Source organism: Staphylococcus hsinchuensis, assembly GCF_038789205.1.
Lineage (GTDB): Bacteria > Bacillota > Bacilli > Staphylococcales > Staphylococcaceae > Staphylococcus > Staphylococcus hsinchuensis.
The window spans coordinates 2,170,546-2,196,954 of record NZ_CP128355.1; the positions used below are offsets into that span (position 1 = coordinate 2,170,546).

Consider the following 26,409-nt stretch of genomic DNA (forward strand, 5'->3'; position numbering starts at 1 on the left):
AGAGAGTGTGTAGAAAATGGCAATCTTAGATTCAATTTTTTTAATAATATTTCAGTCAATATGTCCTTTTATTTTAATTAAAATCTTAAATAAAATAAATTACACTTTGAGGGATTATATTTCTATTTTAGGGATTATAATCCCTTCTAATATTCTTTTTTGTTTTATTGAAGCAAAAGCAATGATTGTTTTATTAGTTGGTGCTGCAATTTTTATGTACCTTAAAAATAAAATGATGGGCATATTATCCGTTTTAATAAGTTTTTTCATTTTATATATGACCAATTTTGTTACAATTTGGTTAGGTACCTTATTCTTTGTCTTCGTTCCGTCAAATGTATTATTTAGCATAATTTATGTAGCAATTTTTTTAATATTTTCAATTTCAACAGCATATATTGCAAGGTATTTTTTAAGAACTCTTATTACTTCAGGTTTATCTGTAAGTAAAATCTACCTTTCGATAGTTGCTAGTTTTTTGTTTATAGTCCTATTAATTATTTGTTTTTATTTACCAAATAAATCTTTAAATTTTGGTGACTTAAAATTCTTAGTCTTTATCGGAGCTATGGTAATAATTGCTTTAGCTATCATAGTTATAACCATTTCTTTCAGCATTGTCAGACAAATTCAGTACAAACGTAATATGCAGGAAATTGATAATTATTACAAATACACACTTCAAATAGAAAAAATCAATAATGAAATGCGTAAATTTCGTCATGATTACGTAAACATCCTTTCTACAATGTCGGATTTTATAAGAGAGGACGACATGAAGGGTTTACGAACGTATTTCAATGAAGAAATATTACCTATGCAAGATAGCATGCAAATGAATGCAATTAAAATCAATGGTATTGAAAATTTAAAAGTGCGTGAGATTAAAGGATTACTCACTACGAAAATTTTACAAGCACAGGAAAAAGATATTACTATAAATATTGAAGTACCTGATGAAATTGATCATATCAATATGCGAAAGATTGATCTTAGTCGTATTATAGGGATTATACTTGATAATGCAATTGAAGCCTCCGAAAAAATTGAAGAGGAACCTTTAATTCGACTGGCGTTTATTAAAAACGAAGCAACTTCAGTCACGTTGATTGTGATGAATAAATGTGAATCGGATATGCCGCGTCTACATACATTATTTCAACAAAATTTTTCAACAAAAGGCAAAAATCGCGGTTTAGGTTTATCAACGTTGAAGGAAATAACTGATGAAACACCAAATGTGTTATTAGATACAACCATAGATGCAAATTACTTTATACAAAAAGTAGAAATTCTAAATTCTTAATCATAAGGGCGTGTAACTATGAAGATTTTCATTTGTGAAGATGACGTAAAACAACGTGAGAATATGATGTCGATTATTAACAACTACATTATGATTGAAGAAAAACCGATGTCTATTGAATTAGCAACAGACGACCCATATGAAGTCATCGAAACAGCTAAAGAAACAAGCGATATTGGATGTTACTTTTTAGATATTCAACTGAATGCAGATATTAATGGCATCAAACTTGCTAGCGAAATTCGTAAGTTTGACCCTGTCGGTAATATTATATTTGTAACGAGTCACAGCGAGCTTACTTACCTCACCTTCGTTTATAAAGTTGCCGCTATGGACTTCATCTTTAAAGACGATCCTGATGAACTACAGTCAAGAATCATTGACTGTATTGAAACAGCGGAAAAACGTTTGAATCTACTTTCAAAAGAAGATAACGTGGAAACAATTGAGCTTAAAAGAGGAAGTAATTCAGTGTATGTTCAGTACGATGACGTCATGTTCTTTGAATCCTCATCCAAATCTCATCGTCTTATCGCCCATCTAGATAATCGACAAATTGAATTTTATGGTAGTCTTAAAGAATTACACCAGTTAGATGATCGCTTCTTTAGATGTCATAATAGTTTTGTAGTCAACAGACATAATATCGAATCAATTGATTCAAAAAACAGAATTGTATATTTCAAAAATAAAGAACATTGCTATGCTTCAGTAAGAAATGTTAAAAAAATATAATTTTAAAGCCAAAGATGAAACGATAAATGCGTTCCTCTTTGGCTTATTTTTATTGATATAATGCTTGCTCTACTTCTTTTAAAGTCGGTATACTTTCTATCGCTCCATATTTAGTCGTCACAGAAGCGGCAACAAAGTTACTAAATTCTAATATTGCTTCGCCTTGTTCTTTCAATAATTTAATAACATCAGTTTCTTGTGAAGTAATCAGTTGACTAATGATTGCTCCTATAAAAGCATCTCCAGCACCTGTCGTGTCTTTTACTTCTACTTTAAAACCTTGTTGTTGAATTGAATGGCCATCTTTAAAATAAATCGTAGCACCATGAGCTCCTTGAGTATAAATAACTGCTTCAACATCACCTGTAAATAGAGATTGAATGGCTTGTTGTTCGTCTTCATATCCAGTAACAAATGATAGTTCTTCGTCTGAAATTTTCACAATATGTGCTTTCGGAATAAATGATTGAATCGTCTCTTTCGCGTCGTTTTCATTACTCCATAAAGGCAATCTCACATTTGGATCAAATACAACAGTGCCGCCTGCATTTTTTACTTTATTGATTAAAGCCGTATGTGCATGTTTCATTGGACTTTCGATTAAGTCTACTGAACAGAAATGTAATACATCATCTTCGTTTACTTTAATGTCGTCTACATACTCGGGTTGGTATAACATATCGGCCGAAGGTTTACGATAGAATGAAAAATCTCGTTCGCCTTCTTTAGTTAAGCTAACAAATGCTAAAGCAGTATTCGCTTCATCTGTAATTCTTAAGTAATTTGTATGCACACCGATTGCTTCAATCGTATCAATAATCGCCTCACCGAATGCATCGTCACCGAGTTGCGTAATCATTTCGGCATGACCGCCTAGTTTCGTTGCAGTACAAGCAACATTACAAGGCGCACCACCAACTTGACGTGTGAAACCATTGACTTCTTTTAATTTAGCATCAGTTGTATCTGGAATAAAGTCAATTAGAGCTTCCCCTATTGCTAATAGTCTTTTCATCTTCTTCACCCTTTAAGTCGTATTTAGTAAATTTAAGAAAGGCTTGACCGGATTCCGTCGAAGTCTTTATCCCCACTGCATCTTCATCTGTAAATAGTCTCGATGTTAATACGCGTTCACCATCGTTGCAAAAGATTTCAATGCTAGAAGTATCTACAAATAGTTGTAACTTTGATAAATCTGTATCTAATGTAGTAGTACGTGTTGTACCTTCAACATTTTCTGGTAAATAACCACTATCTGTCCTATCTAATGTGAGTTTTCTTGATTTCGTATTGTATCCTATTAAAGTACTTTGAGATTTTGAAGTTCGAACTTCAAAATAAATCTCTGTAGCTTCATTTTCCAAAACATCTATAATTAACTCAAACTGTTTTCCTTCATAAGGATGTAGTTTCGTCGTAAATTTATTTGCATAACCTAATGCAGTTTCTTTATTTGTACGCAATTTTTCTAAATCTTTGATTGGACGTTGTTTTAGGTTTCCACCTTCCACTGAAAGAACGCGCGGTAAAGTTAAACAATGCGCCCATCCATCTTGATCTGAAGGATAAGTCGTATCAGGCAGCCCCATCCAACCGATCAGAATACGACGCCCGAATTCGTCAACGAACGTTTGAGGTGCGTAAAAATCAAAACCATAATCTAGCTCATGAAAATCTCCATGATTCATCTTTAAATGATTAATGTCTAATTGGCCCATGATATACCCAGACTGATAAATATTTCTAAAATGCTCGCCATCTGATTCGACACCTTGAGGGCAGAATAATAAAATATCGTATCCATCGATATTAAAATAATCTGGGCACTCCCACATATAACCGAAAGCATCTAAATTTGTATTAATTTCACCTAAAAATTCCCAATGCTTAATATCTTGAGAGCGATATTGTAGAGCTCTCCCTTGGCCTAACTCGTTTTGGGCACCAATAATTGCATAATATGTATCATCTTTTATAAACACTTTAGGATCCCTAAAGTGTTGTGTGTAACCTGTTGGAGGATGTGAGATTACCGCTTCGGGAAACTTCTCCACGCTACCATCGTCATGAACTTTAGCGATATGTTGTGTTGAAACACGGTTCCATTCTTCATCTCGGTGATTCGCCGTATACATATAGTAAAGTTCTCCCTTATAAACAAATGCACTACCACTATAAACACCATGGCTATCACTCACAGTATCAGGCCTCAATGAAATACCTTGTGGTGAAAAATGAACTAAATCTTTACTTGTATATGTATACCAATATTTCAAACCATGTACTGGCCCTAACGGAAACCATTGATGGGAAATATAATATAAACCGTTATAATAAATTAATCCATTTGGATCATTTAATAAGCCAGTCTTCGGTTGTATATGGAATAATTGTCTGTATTTCGACAAATTAACTTGTTGTTGTAAATTTTCTAAAGTTTCGTTATCGACATCTTCATATCTTTGATAACGTTGTGCTCTTGTCCATTCAGCCATTATCTTACCTCCAAAAATCATTAAAAATAATACAAATCATTATTTATTTGGTACCGGTTCCACTTATTTCTTTTATTTTATCATGACCCTATTATAATTTAAATGCACATGTCACATCTACGACGCTGATGTCATCTTTTTGCTGATTTTTAATTGAGCGCTGTAGTTTAGACATTGCGATTTCTCCGGCCTCTACAAAATGATATTCTACCGTATTAATCGCTGGTGTCACAATTTCTGTTACTGGATCGCCACCGAATCCTACAATTAAAGGTTGTTGCAGTTTATCTTCATAGTCAAACGTAAACTTATGAACTGCTAAAGCAATTGAATCTGTCGCTCCGATAATGACATCATAATCTCTTGCATTTTCTAAATCTGAACTAACATCTTTTAAAGCTTCTTTATAATGAAAAGATGTTTCAGATATCACTGGTTCTATTTCGAATGCCTTCAGTCCATCACATAGACCGTTTTTCCTTTTAACACCAACTGCAATATCCGTTTCAGTCACTCCAAAATATTTAACTTTTTTATAGCTTTTTTGACCGATAAGCTTGCCAACCATATACCCTGCTTGATAGTCATCGTGTATGACACAGTTTAATTGCGGATGTTCTTGTCCAATGATGACAACTGGTACATTCATTTTATTTATAACCTCTAAATGTTTGTCAGTAATTTCTGTCGCCATAAAGATCACGCCATCAACTTTACTACGATTAAACGTTTCAAGTGCATCAATTTCTAATTCACTATGTAAATTTGTATAGTTTAATAGGAGTCTATAATTCAGATTATCACAAACTTTTTTGACTCCCTTAATCGTTTCATCAACTGCATGTGAATTCATTCTTGGTATAATGGCACCAATCATATTTGTACTTTGAGCTCTTAAACTTCTCGCAAATTGATTTGGTTGATAGTCATTTTCTTCAATTATTTTATCCAATTTTTGCTTTGTTTTATTACTAACAGAGCCGTTATTTAAATATCTTGAGACTGTACTTTTTGAGACGCCGGCAATTTTAGCAATATCGGTAATGTTTTTCATCAAATCTCACTCTCATATATGGTCATTATAAACTTTATTTATTTTACCATATTAGCAGATGATAAAATACTATTTCAAAATAAATAGACACATCAGGATAAGGACATAGACGTTTTTATTACAAATGTATAGTGTAGTTACATAACGTCTATATTTAAATAAGTCCTAACCTCTTGTGTCTCAAATATTGCAATTTTTATGCTTTCTGTACTGTAATTGTCCAAGAAGCATCATCTAATTGTTCATAATTCGTAACAGGGTAGCCTTGTTCGGCTGCCCAATTTGGAATGGCTTCTGTAGCTTGCGTGCAATCGAAATCTATCTTTAATTCGTCTCCTAAATTTAAATCTGTCATTGTCTTTTGTGCTTCTATTAATGGGAACGGACATACCATCCCTACTGTTCCTAATTCATATACCATAATCACTTACTCCTTCCTTTAAGTTGTCTGTGTTTGTGTGGACATTGCTTGTTTCTTACTGTTTGCACGTTGCGCTTTCTTCATTGGTTTAATAAATATAAAATAACTCATAAACCATGCTCCGAGTATCATTGACCCTAGCGCAATCCAGCCTTTCCAAGACATTGCTGCGGTTTCAACAAGTCCATTACCAATTGAACAACCGCCAGCAACTGAGGCACCAAATCCCATAAATGCTCCGCCAATCACACTGTTTCTAATTGTTTTCTTGTCAGGTAAACGCCATTTAAATTCACGTGCACCTCTTGCTGCAACGTAAGACCCGAAGAAGATACCTACGACAAGAAATACGCCCCAATCTAATAACTTTGTATCTCCTGTAAGTAGAAATTGAACGATATTTGCTGAAGGTGTCGTAATACCCAAACCATGCATACGTCCTGTAGATTCACTCATAGGCCAAGCGAGTAAGGCTATTAATCCGACTGCAATAGCAGCTATAAAAGGATGATATCTTTTTTCAAATAACGCATGTCTTAAACCAGAATATTTCTGTTTTAATTTAGGGATGGCTATTTGGGGTTTAAGTTTTCGCAATGTTTTTATTACGAGGAAACCAGTGATAATCGTCAATAAAGCAACCCATACCCACATTGGAATACCTGTCGTTTGTGCCATACTCGTGTTGACGTTGGTCGGTTTATTCACTTTATTCATCACGGGTAATAAAATCCCAAATTTCGTTACAGCTGAAGTGAAACCATATGCAATTAAAGCGACCCAACTACCAATGAGTCCTTCTCCTGCTCTATACCATGTCCCAGTGGCACAACCTCCAGCTAAAATAATTCCAACACCAAAAATAAATGAACCAATCACAGTTCCTATGATTGGGTATGTTGATTCTGGTATTTTCACAAGACCAAATGAAGATAAAATAACTAACCCAATACTTTGTACAGTTATTGCTATAAGCAATGCATAAAACATCTTATTGCTTTTTTGCACATACATATCTCTAAATCCGCCTGCTAAGCAAAATCTTGTTCTTTGCATGACGAACCCTAACAGCAAGCCCACAATTAGACCACTGAATATCATCCATAACATGTTATGACCTCATTTCCGATTAACTTAATATGATTAATAATATATTAATTTATGTTCATTTTCAACCACATCAGTTTAATCATTACAGTGTGAGTTCCATTAAATTAGTATATTCATAAAAATTTCAATCTGTATGTTGTTATTGGAAATAGAAGATTAGAGCGCTTTTCTAAAAATACAAAAACGCACTATAAATATGTTGCATACAAATGCAAATTTCATATTTATAGCACGTTTCACTATAGAAAAATAAATTATTTATTATTGTAATTTTTCATAAAAAATAATAATGATTGTAGCTCAATCCCCAAATCAATGTGCTGAACTTGAACATCCTCTGGAGTCGTCACGCGTCTTGGTGTAAAATTCAATATACCTTTCACACCTAAATCCACTAAATTGTCGACTACCTTTTGAGCTGCGTCTTCAGTAGTTGTTAAAATTACAACGTCAATATTTCCTTGCATCAAAATATCAGATATTTGATCATAAGATTTCACAACGACATTACCAATTTGAGTCCCAATAATATTTTCCCGTATATCAAATGCTTCCGTTATCGTCATATCATCGTGTATAGAAAAGTTATACGTTAATAATGCTTTCCCTAAATTCCCTACGCCTACTAGAGCTATTTTAATTTCTTCATCGTCACTGATTTCATGTTTAAAGAAATGCAATAAACTATCAATATTATAACCATAGCCCTTTTTACCTAATTCTCCAAAATATGAAAAATCACGTCGAATCGTAGCAGAATCAATATTTAAACCTTCACTAATCGTTTTAGAATTAACTCTATCAATACCTTTTTCCTTTAAGGTATGCACGAATCTATAATACAACGGTAAGCGCTTTAATGTAGCACGAGGAATCATATCGCCCTGATTAGCCAAAGTACTGTCCCCTTATTATTTTTCTTGTCTTAAACTATCTCACAATACTTGATTATTATACATGACTACAATATAAAAATAAACAATCATAGTTTTAACCGTGCCCTGAATACTGTAAAATAAAAGATAATAGAGAGGTGCGATTCAAATGATATTATTACAACTCAACAACATCACAAAGTCATTTGACGGTGAAGATATATTCAATGATGTGGATTTAGAAGTGAAAACTGGCGAACGCATTGGTATTGTTGGTCGAAATGGTGCAGGAAAGTCCACACTAATGAAGATTATTGCCGGTGTTGAAAGTTATGACGAAGGTACTATATCCAAAACTAAAAACTTAAAGCTCGGTTATCTCACCCAACAAATGACTTTAAATACGAATCATACGGTAATAGAAGAAATGTCTAAACCGTTTAATCATTTAAAGCAAATTGAAGATGAAATGCAAAAAGAAACAGATTGGCTTGCACAACATGCTGAAGATTTCGAAAGTGAATCTTATAAATCACATTTAGATCGTTACGAAACATTGTCCAATCAGTTCGAACAACAAGAAGGCTATCAATATGAAAGTAAAATCAAAACCGTACTCTTTGGCCTTAACTTTAAAAAAGCGGATTTTAACCGCCCTATTAATGACTTTAGCGGAGGCCAAAAAACCCGACTATCTTTAGCCCAAATGTTACTTAATGAACCTGATTTATTACTACTTGACGAGCCTACCAACCATCTAGATATGGAAACGACTCAATGGTTAGAAGGTTACCTCAATTACTTTAAAGGCGCTATCATTATAATCAGTCACGATCGTTATTTCTTAGATAAAATTGTCAATCAAATTTATGATGTAGCTCTAGGCGATGTTCAACATTACTTAGGTAATTATAGTCAATTTATTAAACAGCGTGATCAATATTATAAAAAACGAATGCAAGAATATGAAAGTCAACAAGCAGAAATTAAACGCTTAGAAACGTTTGTAGATAAAAATATTGCACGTGCTTCAACTTCTGGTATGGCGAAAAGCCGCCGTAAAATGTTAGAAAAAATTAAACGCATGGATAAACCGATGATTGATGCTAAAAGTGCAAACATCCAATTTGATTTTGATAGAAATACCGGAAATGATGTATATCATATTAAAAATTTACAAATTGGCTATGATGCACCCATTACGAGTGGAATTAATTTAGAAATTACTAAAGGTGATCACATCGCAGTCATCGGACCAAACGGCATTGGAAAGTCCACATTAATTAAAACAATTGCTGGCAAATTAAATAAACTTGATGGAGAAATTGTAACGGGTGCGAATTTAAAAGTAGGCTACTACGATCAGAAACAAGCTGAATTTAAATCTTCTAAAACAATTCTAGATTACATATGGGACCAATACCCTATGATGAATGAAAAGGATGTACGTGCAATATTAGGCCGCTTCTTATTTGTTCAAGAAGATGTAAAGAAGATTATCAACGATTTATCTGGTGGCGAAAAGGCACGTCTACAACTCGCGTTACTCATGCTAGAACGCAATAATGTACTCATTTTAGACGAACCTACAAACCATCTCGATATTGACTCTAAAGAAATGTTAGAGCAAGCGTTAGCACAATTCGAAGGTACATTACTGTTCGTATCACACGATCGTTATTTTATTAATCAATTAGCTAATAAAGTATTTAGCCTGGATCATGATGGTGGCACAATCTATCTCGGTGACTATCAATATTACACTGAAAAACTAGAAGAACAGCAAGCCATTCAAGCTAAAGCGGAACAAGAGACCCAGGCGGAATCAAACACTAAAAATCAAAGTAATACTTACAAATCACAAAAACAACAACGTAAAGAACAACGCCAAATCGAACGTAAAATAGAACAATGTGAAGAACAAATTCAAACGTACGAACAACAAATTAGTGAATTAAATGAAGCTTTAACGCAACCAGAAGTGTATTCAGATCCACAAAAAGCGAATGAAATGACTCAAGAAAAAAATGATGCCGAACAAAAACTAGAACAAACAATGACAGAGTGGGCAGAATTACAAGAATCATTAACATCAGCTCAATAATTGTAAAGGTGCAAAAGGAGAATTTCTCACTTTTGCACCTTTTTATTTTACATTTTACAATAACTTTTATTCACAATGTATTTCCTATAATGATAGCTATCCACAAAGTTATCCTAGTTATCCACAGGTAAAAAGTAACTTTTGCTGTTGCTAATTTTCAGATATCTACCATTGTCCACATGGATACACAGTAATTATCCACAAGTTATACACTTTTTGTTGATAAGTACGCATGTTCCCTCTTGACTTTTAAACTAATATATAATTATTGAGATAATATTGCTTTACAATATTTAAATATGCACAAAAAAAGACTTTAGAAACGTCATCAATGTTTCTAAAGCCCTGTAATAATTAGTTATGTTTTTATTATTCAGCGTTAACCATCCAAGTTACACCATATGGGTCATTAAACATACCATAGAACTCTGACCATTCAGTTTTACCTAATGGCATTGTTACTTCACAACCACCAGCAACTGCTCTATTGAAAAATTCTTCAGCACGTTCTTTATCGGCAGTATTTGAAGCGTCAAAAGTAAATGCAACAATAGCCCCAGTATTATCTATGCTCTTATTCTTCCATGTGTCACTGCAGTAAAAAGTTTCACCTAAAATTTCGAATGAAGCATGCATCGTAAAGTCTTTGTCAATTTGGTAATCGTCAGGCATATCGTCGAACATTTTGTCGTCGCCACCAAGGCGATTGATATTTGTTGCACCTAAATGTTTTTCATAAAAATTTAACGCTGATAAACTATTTTGAAAGTTGAAGTATTGAATTGATTTCATAGTTGAAACCTCCTATGTTTATAAATGATTTGTCATGAGTCAATTTTTTAATAATCCTCTATTACTTATACCCATATTATTATTTATTAAAATATCAATGATAAAATTATGATGTTGTTGATGAGCAAAATAAAAGTCTTATTTATCGACTCATTTGGTTTCACTTATAAAGTCAACTCGCTATCGCATTATTACATTGTAAATGCTTCAATATCTATACTGCTCAAACCATTTAATGACATGTCGGCCTGCATACCTCTTTGATATAAATAATGCCCTGCAGCACCAATCATGGCAGCATTGTCAGTACAAAGTTTCATACTAGGTATGTGCAATGTAATATCATTGTCTTTACAAGCTTGTGTTAAATGTGTTCTCAACCCTTTATTACTTGCTACACCACCTGCGACAATCAATTGTTGTACATCGTATGCACGACACGCGTTCATTGCTTTACCTACTAATACTTCTACAACACTATTTTGAAAGCTAGTTGCAACATCAGCTGCCTCAATGGCCTCCCCTTTTTGGCGTAAATTATGCAATTTATTAATAACAGCACTTTTCAATCCACTAAAACTGAAATCGTAACTATCATTTTCTAACCACACTCTTGGAAAGTCATATCGATCTTTACCTTCTGCGGCAAGTTTATCAATTTGAGGACCGCCTGGATAACTTAATCCAATGGTTCTCGCTACTTTATCGTAAGCCTCACCTACAGCATCATCACGTGTTTCTCCAATGACTTCAAAGTTTAAATGGTCTTTCATGTAAATCAGTTCAGTATGACCACCAGAAACGATAAGCGCCATTAATGGAAATTGTAATGGTTGCTCTAAATGATTTGCATATATATGACCCGCAATATGATGTACGGGAATGATTGGTTTATCATATGCAAATGCTAATGCTTTAGCGGCATTAATTCCTACGAGAAGTGCACCAATGAGACCAGGTCCTTGCGTTACTGCAACCGCGTCGATATCTTCCATTGTCACCTGAGCTTTTTTCAGCGCTTCATCAATTGTAGTTGTCATACCTTCAACGTGATGCCTGCTTGCGACTTCAGGAACAACCCCACCAAATCGCTTATGACTTTCAATTTGACTTAGAACGATATTAGATAATGTATTTGTACCGTTTTCTATGACACTTACGCTTGTTTCATCACAACTCGTTTCTACTGCTAATATTTTAGTTTGATTATTCATTTAAATTCACCCACATCACTAAAGCATCCTCACCTTCACCGTAATAATTTTTCCGCTTTCCACCATATTGGAATCCTAAATTTGTGTAAACTCTTCTAGCTATAACGTTTTCTTCACGTACTTCTAAACTCATGACCTCACATTGCGTTTGGACGTAATTCATCACATATTTCAATAAAAGCTGCCCTAGTCCATATCCTCTATATTGTTCGTCGATTGCAACTGTCGTGATTTGAGCTTGGTCAATCACTATCCAAACACCGATGTAGCCAATAATAGTCTCATTAAATTCAATTATAAAATAATGCGCGAATTCATTTTTTTCAATCTCATGGTAAAATGCATCAATTGTCCAACTACTGTCATTAAAACTTGCTCGCTCTATATCAAATACTTGTGGCACATCTTTTAACGTCATTAAGCGGATATTTAGTTCTTGTTCTGTTGGTTTATCCAATTGCGTTCCGCCTCTGATAATTTAATATAGTTTGGTGTAAATTGATGTACATCTTCTTCATTTTCAATTAGGTTTAACATTACTTTAGCTCGTGGTAAATTCGATATATATTCTCCATCTATCAATGATTCAAGCTGTTTGGCATCCTGGCCGACAAATACATAAGGTTGCTGTTGATCATGCAAAATAGTTAATAAATCTGTAATTGGTAGATACTGATCTTCAATAATTTGTTTCATTTGACCAGAATGATTTTGATACACCCCGGTATAAACCGCTTCACGTCTAGCATCGAAGAGAGGAACAATTAAATCCTCTCTTTCGTCAACGGTAGCGGCTAATGCAGCTAAAGAAGATACGCCATATAACTTGGCATCCAAAGCATATGCCAATGTTTTTGCGACTGTCACACCAATTCTTAATCCGGTGTACGATCCTGGACCTTGTGCCACAATGATTGCATTTATCTCTTTTTTCCCTATACCACTCTCTTTGATTACGGATTCTATTGCAGGCATTAATTGAGCAGAATGGTTTTTCTTTAAATTGGAATTTAACTCACTCAACAATTGATTATCTTGCATGACTGCCACAGATAACGGTTGATTAGAAGTATCAATCAATAGATAATTCATGCTCAATCGCCTCCTTTAACTGTTTATAATGTGCACCTTGTGCTTCTATTGTTATTTCTCGTTCTGTTTCATCAGTTGTAGTTATATTAATTACTAAATATTGAGATGGTAAATAGTCAGCAATAAATTGGCTCCATTCTATTAATGTTACTGCTTCATCTTCAAAATACTCATCAAAGCCCAAATCTTCGTCTGAATCCTCTAAACGATAACAGTCCATATGATGTAATTTCAAATTTGTACCTCGATATGACTTAATTATATTAAATGTTGGAGAATTGATATTGCGTTTGACGCCTAATGCTTTCCCTATCTTCTGACTTAAAGTTGTCTTGCCAGCGCCCAAATCGCCATTTAATAAAATAATATCTCCTATCGACAAATGTTGAGCTATTGTCTCACCAAAACGTTCTAAATCATTCAAATCCTTTATTCTAATCATTGCTAACTCCTTTATTTACGTTCAAAGCGTTTATTTCACATATTTTAATTTCATCTTTATTTTTTTACTCAAAATGGCATTCGCACCATACACCGCTTGTTTTTATAAATGAGCTTAAATGAACGTTTCTATTTTAACAAATTTTAACTGATTTTACTTTAAGCATGTTTAATTTATATAAATACGATATCTCTAATTTAAATTGTAAGAAAATTTCAAATACTTATTGGCACATTGCTCTATCTGTAGTAGATTTAATTTATCGAATTTTTAGACATTTCAAATAAATTTCAATATAACCATTCTAGAGGAAGGAGTATAATAAAATGACCCAACATACAATGAAATATAGACCGACAACTTCAAATATTTTAGTCATTTTATTATGCAATTAGGACTGGAACTTTAGTAATGACCTACTAAACGTTTAAGTCCTCTTTCTAATGGAATGGGACTTAAAAACGTCCCAATAAATTATTGGGACGTTTTTTTATTTTCAATTTTATGGGGGAATTAAAATGAGAAGCGATATGATAAAAAGAGGAGATCATCAAGCACCGGCAAGAAGTTTATTACACGCAACAGGCGCATTAGATAAACCAACTGATATGAATAAACCATTTGTGGCTATATGTAATTCATACATCGACATCGTACCAGGACATGTACATTTAAGAGAATTAGGAGACATCGCTAAAGAAGCAATACGTGAAGCAGGTGCAGTACCGTTCGAATTCAATACAATCGGTGTCGATGACGGTATCGCAATGGGACACATCGGAATGAGATATTCATTGCCATCTAGAGAAATCATCGCAGACGCTGCAGAAACTGTTGTCAATGCACATTGGTTTGACGGCGTATTTTACATTCCAAACTGTGACAAGATCACACCAGGTATGTTGCTAGCTTCAGTAAGAACAAACGTACCAGCAGTCTTTTGTTCAGGTGGGCCAATGAAAGCCGGTTTATCATCACAAGGGAAAGCTTTAAACCTTTCTTCAATGTTTGAAGCGGTTGGCGCATTTAAAGATGGTTCACTTTCAAAAGAAGAATTCTTAGATATGGAACAAAATGCATGCCCTACTTGTGGTTCTTGTTCAGGGATGTTCACAGCAAACTCTATGAACTGTCTTATGGAGGTATTAGGTTTAGCATTACCATATAACGGTACTGCATTAGCCGTAAGTGACCAACGACGTGAAATGATTAGAGAAGCTGCATTTAGATTAGTAGACAACATTAAAAATGATATCAAACCACGCGATATCGTTACACATGACGCAATAGATGATGCATTTGCTCTAGATATGGCTATGGGCGGCTCTACTAACACTGTACTACACACATTAGCTATAGCTAACGAAGCTGGCATCGATTATGATTTAACACGTATTAATGATATCGCTAAAAAAACACCTTACCTTTCAAAAATAGCACCAAGTTCATCATATTCAATGCACGATGTTCATGAAGCAGGTGGTGTTCCAGCAATCATCAATGAACTATTTAAAAAAGAAGGCACGTTACATCCAGACCGTATCACAGTTACAGGCAAGACGTTACGCGAAAATAACGAAGGCAAAGAGATCACAAATAATGATGTCATCAGACATTTAGATAACCCTTACGATAAACAAGGTGGTCTATCAATCTTATACGGCAATATCGCACCTAAGGGCGCAGCGATAAAAGTCGGTGGCGTTGACCCTTCTATCAAAGTATTTAAAGGTAAAGCTATTTGTTTCAACTCACATGATGAAGCAGTAGAAGCCATCGATAACCACACTGTTCGTGAAGGACATGTCGTAGTCATCCGTTACGAAGGACCTAAAGGTGGTCCAGGTATGCCAGAGATGTTAGCCCCTACTTCATCCATTGTAGGTCGCGGACTTGGTAAGGACGTCGCATTAATTACAGATGGTCGTTTCTCAGGTGCAACAAGAGGTGTCGCAGTCGGACATGTATCTCCTGAAGCCGCAGCTGGCGGACCTATCGCTTTAATCGAAGATGGCGATGAAATCACAATCGATTTAGTCGACAGAACATTAGATGTCGATGTACCAGTCGAAACGTTAGAAGCTAGAAAGCAAGAACTTGAACCATTCAAAGCAAAAGTTAAAACAGGATATCTTGCACGTTACACATCATTAGTTACTAGTGCTAATACAGGTGGCATCATGCAAGTACCAGATGACCTTTTATAAGGAGTGAGTAAAATGGCTAAACAAACAGAAATGCTAGATCAAAATAGTACAGAAAGTTTTGATACATTAGAAGCAGCTCAATCAGTAGAACCTGAAGTTGAAATAGAACAACAAACAGTAGATGAAATGAGGACTGGTTCTGAATTATTAGTAGAATCACTCGTCAATGAAAATGTTGAATTTATTTTTGGTTATCCCGGTGGTGCAGTATTGCCACTTTATGACACATTTTATGAAGGCAAAATCAAACACATTTTAGCACGACACGAACAAGGTGCAACACACGCTGCAGAAGGTTATGCACGTGTTTCTGGTAATACAGGCGTTGTCGTAGTTACGAGTGGCCCTGGAGCTACAAATGCAATCACAGGAATCGCTGATGCTTATAGCGATTCCCTTCCATTAGTAGTATTTACAGGACAAGTTGCAACAGCAGGTATCGGTAAAGATGCCTTCCAAGAAGCTGACTTATTATCAATGACGACACCAATTTCTAAACATAATTACCAAGTTAAAAATGTAAGCGATATCCCAACAATTGTGCATGAAGCATTTCATATTGCCAACACTGGAAGAAAAGGCCCAGTCGTAATCGACTTTCCAAAAGACATGGGCGTGCTTTCAACTAATGCGCAAGTTTGTAACTCACTTGACTTACCTGGATATTCAGTAGCTGAAAAACCATCAGAAAATGAAATACAAAAATTACGCGATTACTTAAAAAGTGCTGAAAAGCCACTAATTCTTGCTGGTGCTGGTATTAATCATGCAAAAGCAAATGATGTATTAAACGAATTTGTTACTCGACATCAATTACCTGTTGTTAATACATTATTAGGATTAGGTTCTATCCCGTATGAACATCCGCTATTTTTAGGTATGGGGGGCATGCATGGTTCTTACGCAAGTAATATGGCACTCACAGAATGTGATTTATTAATTAATTTCGGTAGTCGTTTTGATGACCGACTTGCGAGTAATCCTGATGAATTTGCACCAAATGCTAAGATTGTTCACGTTGATATCGACCCTTCAGAAATCAATAAGATCATCAAGGTAGATTTAGGAATCAATGCTGACTGTAAAGCAACTTTAGAAGAATTACTAGGCTACGAAAGTAATTCAATCAAGCATACAGAATGGTTAGAATGGTGTTATGAGAACAAAGCAAAGCAACCTTTCTCTTATGAGGAAGATGAAGATAAAGTATTCTCAAAACCTCAACGTACAATTGAATACATTGGTGAAATAACAAACGGTGATGCAATCGTTACAACTGATGTAGGACAACACCAAATGTGGGTTGCTCAATATTATCCATTTAAAACACATGGCCAACTTGTTACAAGTGGTGGTTTAGGTACAATGGGGTTCGGTATTCCAGCTGCTATTGGTGCTAAATTAGCACAACCAGATAAGACCGTTGTAGCATTTGTTGGAGATGGTGGATTCCAAATGACAAACCAAGAGATGGCTATATTAGATGAATATCAAATCGATATTAAAATAGTTATCGTAAATAACGGTACTTTAGGTATGGTAAAGCAATGGCAAGATAAATTTTTCAATAAACGTTTTTCACATTCTGTATTTAACGACCAACCAGACTTCTTAAAATTAGCCGAAGCATACAATGTGAAAGGCTATCTCATAGATAATCCAGATAACTTAGAGCAACAATTAGATGCAGCATTTAATCACGAAGGACCGGCACTCATTGACGTTCGTATCTCACCTGTCGAACCTGTCAATCCAATGGTACCAAGTGGTAAAGCAAATCATGAGATGGAGGGCCTAATATGAGAAGGACATTCAAAACCCGTGTACGAGATAAAGCTGGTACATTAAATCGATTAACTAGTATATTTGTACGTCGTCAGTTTAATATCGTTACCATTTCAGCTACCCCTACCTTAGAGGAAGGTATTACTGAAATTATATTTGTAGCAGAAGTGCCTGATTCAGATGTACTTCGTAATTTAATTCAACAATTAAAGAAACAAATCAATGTCATTTCTGTACAAGACATAACAGATACAAATATGTACAACAGAGAATTACTTCTTTTGAAATTCCAAACACCTCAAGATGAATTAAAATTACAAAAGTTAATTAAACCGTATGATGCGCTAGTTTCATTTTTAAAAAATGAAGATGGGTACACCTATCTTCAAGCTGCAGGTCCTCAATATACTATGGATAACCTCTTAGATGATCTATCATCATACCAAATCGAACAAGTATCAAGGACTGGCTCAGCAGCCATACATTAAAAAATTGAAATTAAAATCTGAAAATTCAAATAATAATATGGAGGAATTTAACATGACAACAGTTTATTATGATCAATCAGTAACAAATGATGCCTTACAAGGTAAGAAAATTGCAATCGTAGGTTATGGTTCACAAGGCCATGCACATGCACAAAATTTAAAAGACAACGGCTATGATGTGATTATCGGTATCCGCCCAGGAAATTCCTTTAACAAAGCTAAAGATGATGGTTTCGAAGTATATCCTGTTAACGAAGCTGCTAAACAAGCAGACGTCATCATGATTTTATTACCTGACGAAATCCAAGGTGATGTTTATAAAAATGAAATCGAACCGAATCTTGAAGCAAACAACGTTCTAGCATTTGCACATGGTTTCAACATTCATTTCGATGTTATCCAACCACCACAAGACGTAGATGTATTCTTAGTTGCACCTAAAGGTCCTGGTCATTTAGTACGTAGAACATTTACAGAAGGAAGTGCAGTACCGTCATTATTCGCAGTAGAACAAGATGCAAGTGGCGAAGCAAGAGACATCGCATTAAGTTATGCCAAAGGTATCGGTTCAACAAGAGCTGGTGTTCTAGAAACATCATTTAGAGAAGAAACTGAAACTGATTTATTTGGTGAACAAGCCGTTCTTTGCGGAGGCGTTACAAAATTAATCCAATCAGGTTTCGAAACATTAGTTGAAGCGGGTTATCAACCAGAAATTGCTTACTTTGAAGTATTACACGAAATGAAACTCATCGTAGACTTAATGTATGAAGGCGGTATGGAAAATATGCGTTATTCAATTTCTAACACTGCTGAATTCGGTGACTATGTTTCAGGACCACGTGTCATCAGCCCTGAAGTTAAAGACAATATGAAAGATGTTTTAACAGATATTCAAAATGGCAACTTCAGTAATCGATTCATCGAAGATAATAAAAATAATTTCGAAGAATTCCATAAATTACGCGAAGCACAACACGGACATCAAATTGAAAAAGTTGGTAAAGACTTACGTGAAATGATGCCATTTATTAAATCAAAGAGTATCCCAAAATAACAAGCACTATAATTGAATGAAGTCCATATCCACCATGTTAGGTAACACAACAATTAAATCAACAAGACGCCTCCTAACATGGTGAATTTTTATATTGCTCATGGCAATACCACCAAATAGACATCATCCAATTATAGAATGAACATACAATGTGAGGAGATGTTGCAAATGGAAAACCATATTCAAATTTTTGATACAACACTAAGAGATGGTGAACAAACACCAGGAGTGAATTTCACATTTGACGAACGTTTAAAAATCGCTAAACAACTAGAAAAATGGGGCGTCGATATTATCGAAGCTGGTTTCCCCGCTTCTAGTACAGGAAGTTTTAAATCTGTTGAAAGTATTGCTGAAACATTAACAACTACAGCTGTTTGCGGTTTAGCACGTTGCGTTAAAAACGACATTGATAAGGTGTATGAAGCTACAAAGAAAGCAGTTAAACCGAGAATACATGTTTTTATAGCAACAAGCCCTATACATCGTGATTCCAAATTAATGATGTCACAAGAAGAAGTATTAGCAGCAATTAAAGAACACGTAAGTTACGCTAAACAATATTTTGATGTTGTTCAATTTTCACCTGAAGATGCAACGCGTACAGAGCTTCCATTTTTAATAGAATGTGTACAAACTGCTGTTAATGCTGGTGCAAGTGTCATTAACATACCAGATACGGTCGGTTATACCTACCCTACTGAATATGGCAATATCTTCAAAACTCTAAAGGAAAATATTACTACAGACCATGAAGTGATTTATAGTGCACATTGTCATGATGACCTAGGTCTTGCTGTCGCAAATAGTATGGCAGCGATTGAAAATGGTGCATTGCGTATTGAAGGCACGTTAAATGGTATTGGTGAACGTGCAGGTAATACCGCATTAGAAGAAGTAGCACTAGGACTTTACGTACGACAAGACCATTACAACAACCAAACAAAGCTCAATTTAAAGGAAACGAAACAAACTTCAGAACTTATAGCACGTTTCGCAGGCATCCGTGTACCTAGAAATAAAGCAATTGTCGGACAAAACGCATTCAGCCATGAATCTGGTATCCATCAAGATGGCGTGCTTAAAAATCCAGAAACTTACGAAATTATGACACCACAAATGGTTGGCGTTAAAACAACAGAAATGCCTCTCGGTAAGCTTTCAGGTAAACATGCCTTTGCTGAAAAATTAATTGCACTCGGCTATGAAATTAATCCTGAAGATCAAAAGACTTTATTTAAGCAATTTAAAACAGTTGCCGATAAGAAAAAGACGGTTACTGACCGTGATATTCACGCCTTAATCCAAGGTACAGAACACGAACAAAATGCTATTTATCAAGTTGAAACACTACAACTTCAATTCGTTTCTGAAGGTTTACAAAGTGCTGTAGTTGTAATCAAGGATAACGAAGGACAAACTTACCAAGATTCAAGTATTGGTTCAGGTTCTATTGTCTCAATCTATAATGCTGTAGATCGTATCTTTAACCGTGACACTGAATTATTAGATTATCGTATTGACTCTGTTACTGAAGGTACAGACGCTCAAGGTGAAGTCCATGTCCAACTTAAAATTAACGGTAAAAATGTTACTGGAATTGGTATTGATCACGATATCTTACTTGCATCATGTAAAGCTTATGTTGAAGCTCACGCCAAATATGTATCAGAGTTTGAAGTGAAAGAAGGTAGTCATTAATGCCTTATCAAATCGTTGCACTTCCTGGCGATGGTATCGGACCAGAAATCGTCAATGGTACGTTAGAGATATTAGAAAAACTAAGCAACTCATATAACTTTGACTATCAATTAGAGATACATGATTTCGGCGGCATCGCAATAGACAATCATGGCTCACCACTCCCAGATAACACTTTATCTGCATGTGAACGCGCAGATGCCATATTATTAGGTGCTGTTGGTGGACCAAAATGGGCAGATTCTAAACTCAGACCTGAACAAGGACTACTTTCTTTAAGAAAATCGTTAGAATTATTTGCCAATATACGCCCAACGAAAGTAACAAAAAGTACGAGCCACCTATCGCCTATCAAAGAATCGCGTGTGACAGGTACAGATCTAATCATTGTACGTGAATTAACTGGAGGTATTTACTTCGGTGAACCTAAACGATGGGATGAAACGTCGGCGTTAGATTCTTTAACCTATCAACGCTCTGAAATAGAACGTATTGCACGTATCGCTTTTGAGCTAGCACAAAAAAGAACTAAAAAGCTAACATCAGTCGATAAAGAAAATGTGCTATCTTCAAGCAAACTTTGGCGTTCAGTCATTAATGATATCGCTAGTGATTATCCAGACGTTGAAGTGAATCACTTACTCGTCGATGCGTGTGCCATGCATCTGATTACCAATCCAGCTCAATTTGATGTCATTGTTACTGAAAACTTGTTTGGTGATATTTTAAGTGATGAAGCATCAGTAATACCTGGTTCATTAGGTTTATCACCTTCCGCAAGTTTCAGTTCTCAAGGACCAAGATTATATGAACCAATACATGGTTCTGCTCCAGATATTGCCAACCAAGATATAGCTAACCCATACGGAATGTTATTATCACTCGTGATGTGTCTGCGAGAAAGTTTAGATCAATCACATGCAGCTGAACAATTAGAAACAATTATCTATCAATGTATTGAACAAGGTTATACAACTAAAGATTTAAATGGTGCTTACCGTACTTCTGAAATCTTTAAAATTATAAAAGACAAACTATAAAGGAGGAGATGTCGAATGGGGAAAACACTATTTGATAAAGTATGGAATCAACATGTGATTACTGGTAAAGAAGGTGACCCTCAATTATTATATATCGATTTACATTTGATACATGAAGTTACATCTACTCAAGCTTTTGAAGGACTTAGAATTCAGAATCGACAATTGCGTAGACAGGACCTAACTTTCGCAACTTTAGATCATAATGTACCGACAACTGACATTTTTAATATTAAAGATGAAATTGCGAATAAACAAATTACCACTCTTCAAAAAAATGCTAAAGATTTTGGAGTTAGTATTTTCGATATGGGATCCGATGAACAAGGTATCGTGCATATGGTTGGTCCTGAAACAGGATTAACCCAACCTGGTAAGACCATCGTCTGTGGAGATTCGCACACAGCTACACATGGTGCATTCGGTGCAATTGCTTTTGGTATCGGAACGAGTGAAGTTGAGCACGTATTCGCGACGCAATGTCTATGGCAAACAAAACCGAAAAACTTAAAAATTGAAGTATCTGGCCAATTACCTAAAGGTGTCTATGCTAAAGACATTATCCTTTATTTAATTAACCAGTATGGCGTTGATTTCGGTACAGGTTACGCCTTAGAATTCGCAGGTGAAACAATTCGAAATCTTTCAATGGAAGAACGTATGACGATATGTAATATGGCTATTGAAGCAGGCGCAAAATATGGCATGATGCAACCAGATGAAACAACATTTGAATATGTTAAAGGTCGTCCATACGCGACAAACTTTGAACAATCACTTTCTGAATGGCGCGAACTTTATACTGATGATAATGCTACATTTGATAAAGTCATTACAATGGATGTCTCAGATTTGGAGCCACAAGTTACTTGGGGCACGAGTCTTGAAATGGGTGTGAACTTTAATACACCTTTCCCAGAAATTCAAAATGTGAATGACCAACGTGCTTATGATTATATGGGGCTTAAACCAGGACAAAAAGCTGAGGACATTGATCTTGGTTACGTCTTCTTAGGTTCATGTACAAACGCGCGCTTATCAGATCTTATCGAAGCAAGTCATATCGTAAAAGGTCAAACAGTTAATCCAAATATTACTGCCATCGTCGTTCCTGGTTCACGAACAGTTAAAATCGAAGCAGAAAAACTGGGACTCGATCAAATATTCAAAGAGGCAGGATTCGATTGGCGTGAACCTGGCTGTTCTATGTGTCTCGGTATGAACCCAGACCAAGTTCCAGCGGGTGTCCATTGTGCCTCAACAAGTAATCGTAACTTCGAAGGTCGACAAGGTAAAGGTGCGAGAACACACCTCGTATCGCCAGCAATGGCTGCCGCAGCCGCTATCAATGGTCGATTTGTAGATGTGAGAAAGGTGGTCGTTTAATATGGAAATTAAACCAATTACAACTTATACAGGTAAAGTTGTCCCCCTATTTCACGATAATATTGATACAGACCAAATTATTCCTAAAGTCCATTTAAAACGTATTTCGAAATCAGGGTTTGGACCATTCGCTTTCGATGAATGGCGCTATTTGGAAGATGGCACTGATAATCCAGAATTTAATCCGAATAAACCAGAGTATAGAGATGCGACAATATTGATTACAGGCGATAACTTTGGTTGTGGTTCTAGCCGTGAACACGCAGCTTGGGCATTAAAAGATTACGGCTTTGACATCATCATTGCGGGTAGCTTTAGTGATATCTTCTACATGAATTGCACTAAAAATGCAATGCTTCCAATCGTGTTAGATAATCATGTTCGAGAATATTTAGCACAAGCTAAATCAATTACAGTAGATTTACCTAATCAAACTGTTTTTACTGACGAACACAGCTATAAATTTGATATCGATGAAACATGGAAAAACAAATTGATTCAAGGACTAGATGATATCGCTGTGACGTTAGAATATGAAGATAAAATCAAATCATTCGAAAAGAATCATTCATTCATGCAAAATTAATTTACAAAGGTGTGGAACAATAATGACTATGAACACAACAGTTTCTTCAAAAGAAATCGATGAAGCTTTTTTACAATTAAAAGATGTAGTGAAGGAAACGCCCTTACAAAAAGATCTATATCTATCTCATAAATACGACTGTAATGTCTATTTGAAACGTGAAGATATGCAATGGGTTCGTTCCTTTAAATTAAGAGGTGCTTACAACGCTATTATCGCTTTGAATGAAGCAGATAGACAAAACGGGGTCACTTGTGCAAGTGCTGGTAACCATGCACAAGGTGTAGCTTATACCGCAAGCGAACTTAATCTCCAAGCTGTTATTTTCATGCCTGTAACTACCCCATTACAAAAAATTAATCAAGTTAAATTTTTTGGTGGAGAAAATGTTAAAGTCATATTAACAGGAGATACATTTGATGATTGTTTAAAAGAAGCCTTGGTTTACACAGAAGAACAAAAGATGAATTTTATCGATCCATATAATAACATTTATACCATTGCTGGACAAGGCACAATAGCGAAAGAAATGATAGAACAAGCTAAATCTGACAATGTTCAATTTGATTATTTATTTGCAGCAATTGGTGGTGGTGGTTTAATTTCAGGTGTAGGTACTTACTTTAAGACACATTCACCTCAAACCTCAATCATCGGTGTAGAACCTGCTGGTGCAAGTAGTATGTATACTTCTGTGATACAAGAACAACAAATTGTGACCTTACCAGAAATTGATAAATTTGTTGATGGAGCATCTGTTGCACGCGTTGGAGAATTAACATTTAATATTGCTAACGATGTTGTCGATGATTATGTTCAAGTACATGAAGGTGCAGTATGTACAACTATTTTAGATATGTATTCAAAACAAGCGATTATCGCAGAACCTGCTGGTGCTTTAAGTGTGAGTGCACTAGAACAATACAAATCACAAATCAAAGGTAAGAACGTAGTTTGTATCGTGAGTGGTGGTAATAACGACATCAAACGCATGAAAGAAATTGAAGAACGCTCATTATTATATGAAGAAATGAAACATTACTTCATATTGAACTTCCCTCAACGTCCAGGTGCATTGAGAGAATTTGTTAATGACGTGCTTGGCCCTAAAGATGATATTACAAAATTCGAATACCTTAAAAAGTCTTCACAAAATACGGGTACAGTCATTATTGGTATCCAACTCAATGATCATGCTGACTTAAATAACTTAAAAGCAAACGTCGATGAGTTCGATGCTTCAAATATTTATATTAATGAAAATAAAATGCTCTATTCGTTACTTATTTAGTCGCACTCGCCCAAGACAACTTGGGCTTAGTGCGACTTATGCAAGTGTTTCTACACTTGCGAACCTTTAAATAAATATTATTAAATTATGCAAGTGCTCATGCACTTGCTTTTTTATATCAAAGAAACTTAAAGTATCACTTTTCAATTTATTGAAATTAGTGATACTTATGCAAGTGTGTCTACTGCTCATGCACTTACATTTTTTTATCAAAGAAACTTACGGTTTCTTCCATTGACTACTGTGGATTAATCAAATGCCTGGCAACATCCTACTCTTGCGGAACGTAAGTCGGCTACCATCGACGCTAAGGAGAACCTTCCTGATTACGAAGGCAAGCGCTCGCATCTTTCCTCATTTTCGTTCTTTCCTTATTCGCTTACCTCTTGTAAGCTCTTTGCGTCTTTCACTCAATTCGTCAGCTTCAAACGCTTTCTTCTATCAGGGACAATGCAAGTTAGAAGTTAAGCTCCTTTTGTGCCTGCGGCACTGATTAGCGCCGTTTGGATATAAAAAAAGAGACCTTTTGGTCTCTTTGGGTTATTGCCTGGCAACGTCCTACTCTTGCGGAACGTAAGTCCGACTACCATCGGCGCTAAGGAGCTTAACTTCTGTGTTCGGCATGGGAACAGGTGTGACCTCCTTGCCATTGTCACCAGACAATGAACTGTATGAAATTATACATTCAAAACTAGATAATAAGTAAAATGAATGAAACCAAACAAAACGTTTAAAATTGATTAAGTCTTCGATCGATTAGTATTCGTCAGCTCCACGTATCGCTACGCTTCCACCTCGAACCTATTAACCTCATCATCTTTGAGGGATCTTATAACCGAAGTTGGGAAATCTCATCTTGAGGGGGGCTTCATGCTTAGATGCTTTCAGCACTTATCCCGTCCATACATAGCTACCCAGCGATGCCGTTGGCACGACAACTGGTACACCAGAGGTATGTCCATCCCGGTCCTCTCGTACTAAGGACAGCTCCTCTCAAATTTCCTACGCCCACGACGGATAGGGACCGAACTGTCTCACGACGTTCTGAACCCAGCTCGCGTACCGCTTTAATGGGCGAACAGCCCAACCCTTGGGACCGACTACAGCCCCAGGATGCGATGAGCCGACATCGAGGTGCCAAACCTCCCCGTCGATGTGAACTCTTGGGGGAGATAAGCCTGTTATCCCCGGGGTAGCTTTTATCCGTTGAGCGATGGCCCTTCCATGC

The 26,409-nt window shown here is 35.7% G+C and carries 23 protein-coding genes, 1 rRNA gene and 1 other annotated feature; of the genes, 12 read left to right on the forward strand and 12 right to left on the reverse strand.

The window, feature by feature from the left end:
* Positions 1-16: 16 nt before the first annotated feature.
* Positions 17-1,306, forward strand: a complete 1,290-nt coding sequence (gene agrC, locus QQM35_RS10885; RefSeq protein ID WP_342610392.1) for a quorum-sensing sensor histidine kinase AgrC — start codon at positions 17-19, stop codon at positions 1,304-1,306.
* Positions 1,307-1,324: 18 nt separating this feature from the next.
* Positions 1,325-2,041: a quorum-sensing response regulator AgrA gene (gene agrA, locus QQM35_RS10890; RefSeq protein ID WP_251518352.1), complete on the forward strand. Its 717-nt coding sequence runs from the start codon at positions 1,325-1,327 to the stop codon at positions 2,039-2,041.
* A 49-nt stretch (positions 2,042-2,090) separates the two neighbouring features.
* Here the strand turns inward: agrA and QQM35_RS10895 are convergent, their stop codons facing one another.
* The 6 genes from QQM35_RS10895 to QQM35_RS10920 form a co-directional block, all read right to left on the reverse strand.
* Positions 2,091-3,056 carry a carbohydrate kinase family protein gene (locus QQM35_RS10895; protein ID WP_251518350.1) on the reverse strand — a complete coding sequence of 322 codons (966 nt, stop codon included), beginning with the start codon at positions 3,054-3,056 and terminating at the stop codon, positions 2,091-2,093.
* Positions 3,019-4,536, reverse strand: coding sequence for a sucrose-6-phosphate hydrolase (locus QQM35_RS10900; RefSeq protein WP_251518348.1), 1,518 nt, complete (start codon positions 4,534-4,536; stop codon positions 3,019-3,021). The genes QQM35_RS10895 and QQM35_RS10900 overlap by 38 nt, the downstream gene beginning before the upstream one ends.
* 91 nt (positions 4,537-4,627) lie before the next feature.
* Positions 4,628-5,590, reverse strand: a complete 963-nt coding sequence (locus QQM35_RS10905) for a LacI family DNA-binding transcriptional regulator (protein WP_251518346.1) — start codon at positions 5,588-5,590, stop codon at positions 4,628-4,630.
* Positions 5,591-5,786: 196 nt separating this feature from the next.
* Positions 5,787-6,011, reverse strand: a complete 225-nt coding sequence (locus QQM35_RS10910; RefSeq protein WP_251518344.1) for a sulfurtransferase TusA family protein — start codon at positions 6,009-6,011, stop codon at positions 5,787-5,789.
* An 18-nt stretch (positions 6,012-6,029) separates the two neighbouring features.
* Positions 6,030-7,121, reverse strand: coding sequence for a YeeE/YedE family protein (locus QQM35_RS10915; protein ID WP_251518342.1), 1,092 nt, complete (start codon positions 7,119-7,121; stop codon positions 6,030-6,032).
* 254 nt (positions 7,122-7,375) lie between these two features.
* Positions 7,376-7,999, reverse strand: coding sequence for a redox-sensing transcriptional repressor Rex (locus tag QQM35_RS10920; protein WP_251519063.1), 624 nt, complete (start codon positions 7,997-7,999; stop codon positions 7,376-7,378).
* Between the two features lie 166 nt (positions 8,000-8,165).
* Between QQM35_RS10920 and QQM35_RS10925 the strand changes: the two genes are divergently transcribed.
* Positions 8,166-10,100, forward strand: coding sequence for an ABC-F family ATP-binding cassette domain-containing protein (locus QQM35_RS10925; protein ID WP_251518340.1), 1,935 nt, complete (start codon positions 8,166-8,168; stop codon positions 10,098-10,100).
* Between the two features lie 369 nt (positions 10,101-10,469).
* Here QQM35_RS10925 and QQM35_RS10930 read toward each other — a convergent pair whose 3' ends face one another.
* From QQM35_RS10930 to tsaE, 5 genes are all read right to left on the reverse strand, one after another.
* Entirely contained in the window at positions 10,470-10,892 is a 423-nt protein-coding gene (locus QQM35_RS10930; RefSeq protein WP_251518338.1) for a VOC family protein, read from the reverse strand.
* A 191-nt stretch (positions 10,893-11,083) separates the two neighbouring features.
* Entirely contained in the window at positions 11,084-12,106 is a 1,023-nt protein-coding gene (gene tsaD / locus QQM35_RS10935; protein ID WP_251518336.1) for a tRNA (adenosine(37)-N6)-threonylcarbamoyltransferase complex transferase subunit TsaD, read from the reverse strand.
* Positions 12,099-12,524, reverse strand: coding sequence for a ribosomal protein S18-alanine N-acetyltransferase (rimI, locus tag QQM35_RS10940; protein WP_425356344.1), 426 nt, complete (start codon positions 12,522-12,524; stop codon positions 12,099-12,101). The genes tsaD and rimI overlap by 8 nt, the downstream gene beginning before the upstream one ends.
* Positions 12,525-12,535: 11 nt before the next feature.
* Positions 12,536-13,198 carry a tRNA (adenosine(37)-N6)-threonylcarbamoyltransferase complex dimerization subunit type 1 TsaB gene (tsaB, locus tag QQM35_RS10945; RefSeq protein WP_251518332.1) on the reverse strand — a complete coding sequence of 221 codons (663 nt, stop codon included), beginning with the start codon at positions 13,196-13,198 and terminating at the stop codon, positions 12,536-12,538.
* Positions 13,179-13,640 (reverse strand): tRNA (adenosine(37)-N6)-threonylcarbamoyltransferase complex ATPase subunit type 1 TsaE, encoded by a 462-nt coding sequence (tsaE, locus tag QQM35_RS10950; protein WP_251518330.1) that lies wholly within the window; start codon positions 13,638-13,640, stop codon positions 13,179-13,181. Before tsaE ends, tsaB begins: the two co-directional genes overlap by 20 nt.
* 518 nt (positions 13,641-14,158) lie before the next feature.
* Here tsaE and ilvD point away from each other — a divergent pair.
* The 9 genes from ilvD to ilvA all read left to right on the forward strand — a co-directional run bounded on the left by ilvD (position 14,159) and on the right by ilvA (position 25,181).
* Positions 14,159-15,847: a dihydroxy-acid dehydratase gene (ilvD, locus tag QQM35_RS10955; RefSeq protein ID WP_251518328.1), complete on the forward strand. Its 1,689-nt coding sequence runs from the start codon at positions 14,159-14,161 to the stop codon at positions 15,845-15,847.
* A 30-nt stretch (positions 15,848-15,877) separates the two neighbouring features.
* Positions 15,878-17,650 (forward strand): biosynthetic-type acetolactate synthase large subunit, encoded by a 1,773-nt coding sequence (gene ilvB, locus QQM35_RS10960; RefSeq protein ID WP_425356345.1) that lies wholly within the window; start codon positions 15,878-15,880, stop codon positions 17,648-17,650.
* Complete coding sequence (gene ilvN, locus QQM35_RS10965; RefSeq protein WP_251518324.1) at positions 17,647-18,120, forward strand: acetolactate synthase small subunit; 474 nt, start codon at positions 17,647-17,649, stop codon at positions 18,118-18,120. The genes ilvB and ilvN overlap by 4 nt, the downstream gene beginning before the upstream one ends.
* Before the next feature lie 52 nt (positions 18,121-18,172).
* Positions 18,173-19,177: a ketol-acid reductoisomerase gene (ilvC, locus tag QQM35_RS10970; RefSeq protein ID WP_342610395.1), complete on the forward strand. Its 1,005-nt coding sequence runs from the start codon at positions 18,173-18,175 to the stop codon at positions 19,175-19,177.
* 168 nt (positions 19,178-19,345) lie between these two features.
* Entirely contained in the window at positions 19,346-20,878 is a 1,533-nt protein-coding gene (locus tag QQM35_RS10975; RefSeq protein ID WP_251518319.1) for a 2-isopropylmalate synthase, read from the forward strand.
* Positions 20,878-21,918, forward strand: coding sequence for a 3-isopropylmalate dehydrogenase (gene leuB, locus QQM35_RS10980; RefSeq protein ID WP_251518317.1), 1,041 nt, complete (start codon positions 20,878-20,880; stop codon positions 21,916-21,918). The genes QQM35_RS10975 and leuB overlap by 1 nt, the downstream gene beginning before the upstream one ends.
* A 15-nt stretch (positions 21,919-21,933) precedes the next feature.
* Complete coding sequence (gene leuC, locus QQM35_RS10985) at positions 21,934-23,304, forward strand: 3-isopropylmalate dehydratase large subunit (protein ID WP_342610396.1); 1,371 nt, start codon at positions 21,934-21,936, stop codon at positions 23,302-23,304.
* Position 23,305: 1 nt separating this feature from the next.
* The gene (gene leuD, locus QQM35_RS10990) at positions 23,306-23,890 is read left to right on the forward strand and encodes a 3-isopropylmalate dehydratase small subunit (RefSeq protein ID WP_251518312.1); all 585 of its coding nucleotides are present in this window, start codon (positions 23,306-23,308) and stop codon (positions 23,888-23,890) included.
* Between the two features lie 22 nt (positions 23,891-23,912).
* Entirely contained in the window at positions 23,913-25,181 is a 1,269-nt protein-coding gene (gene ilvA / locus QQM35_RS10995) for a threonine ammonia-lyase IlvA (protein WP_342610397.1), read from the forward strand.
* A 545-nt stretch (positions 25,182-25,726) separates the two neighbouring features.
* Here the strand turns inward: ilvA and rrf are convergent.
* Positions 25,727-25,841: ribosomal RNA gene (gene rrf, locus QQM35_RS11000) — 5S ribosomal RNA — on the reverse strand.
* A gap of 76 nt (positions 25,842-25,917) precedes the next feature.
* Positions 25,918-26,409 (reverse strand) — a sequence feature (23S ribosomal RNA rRNA prediction is too short).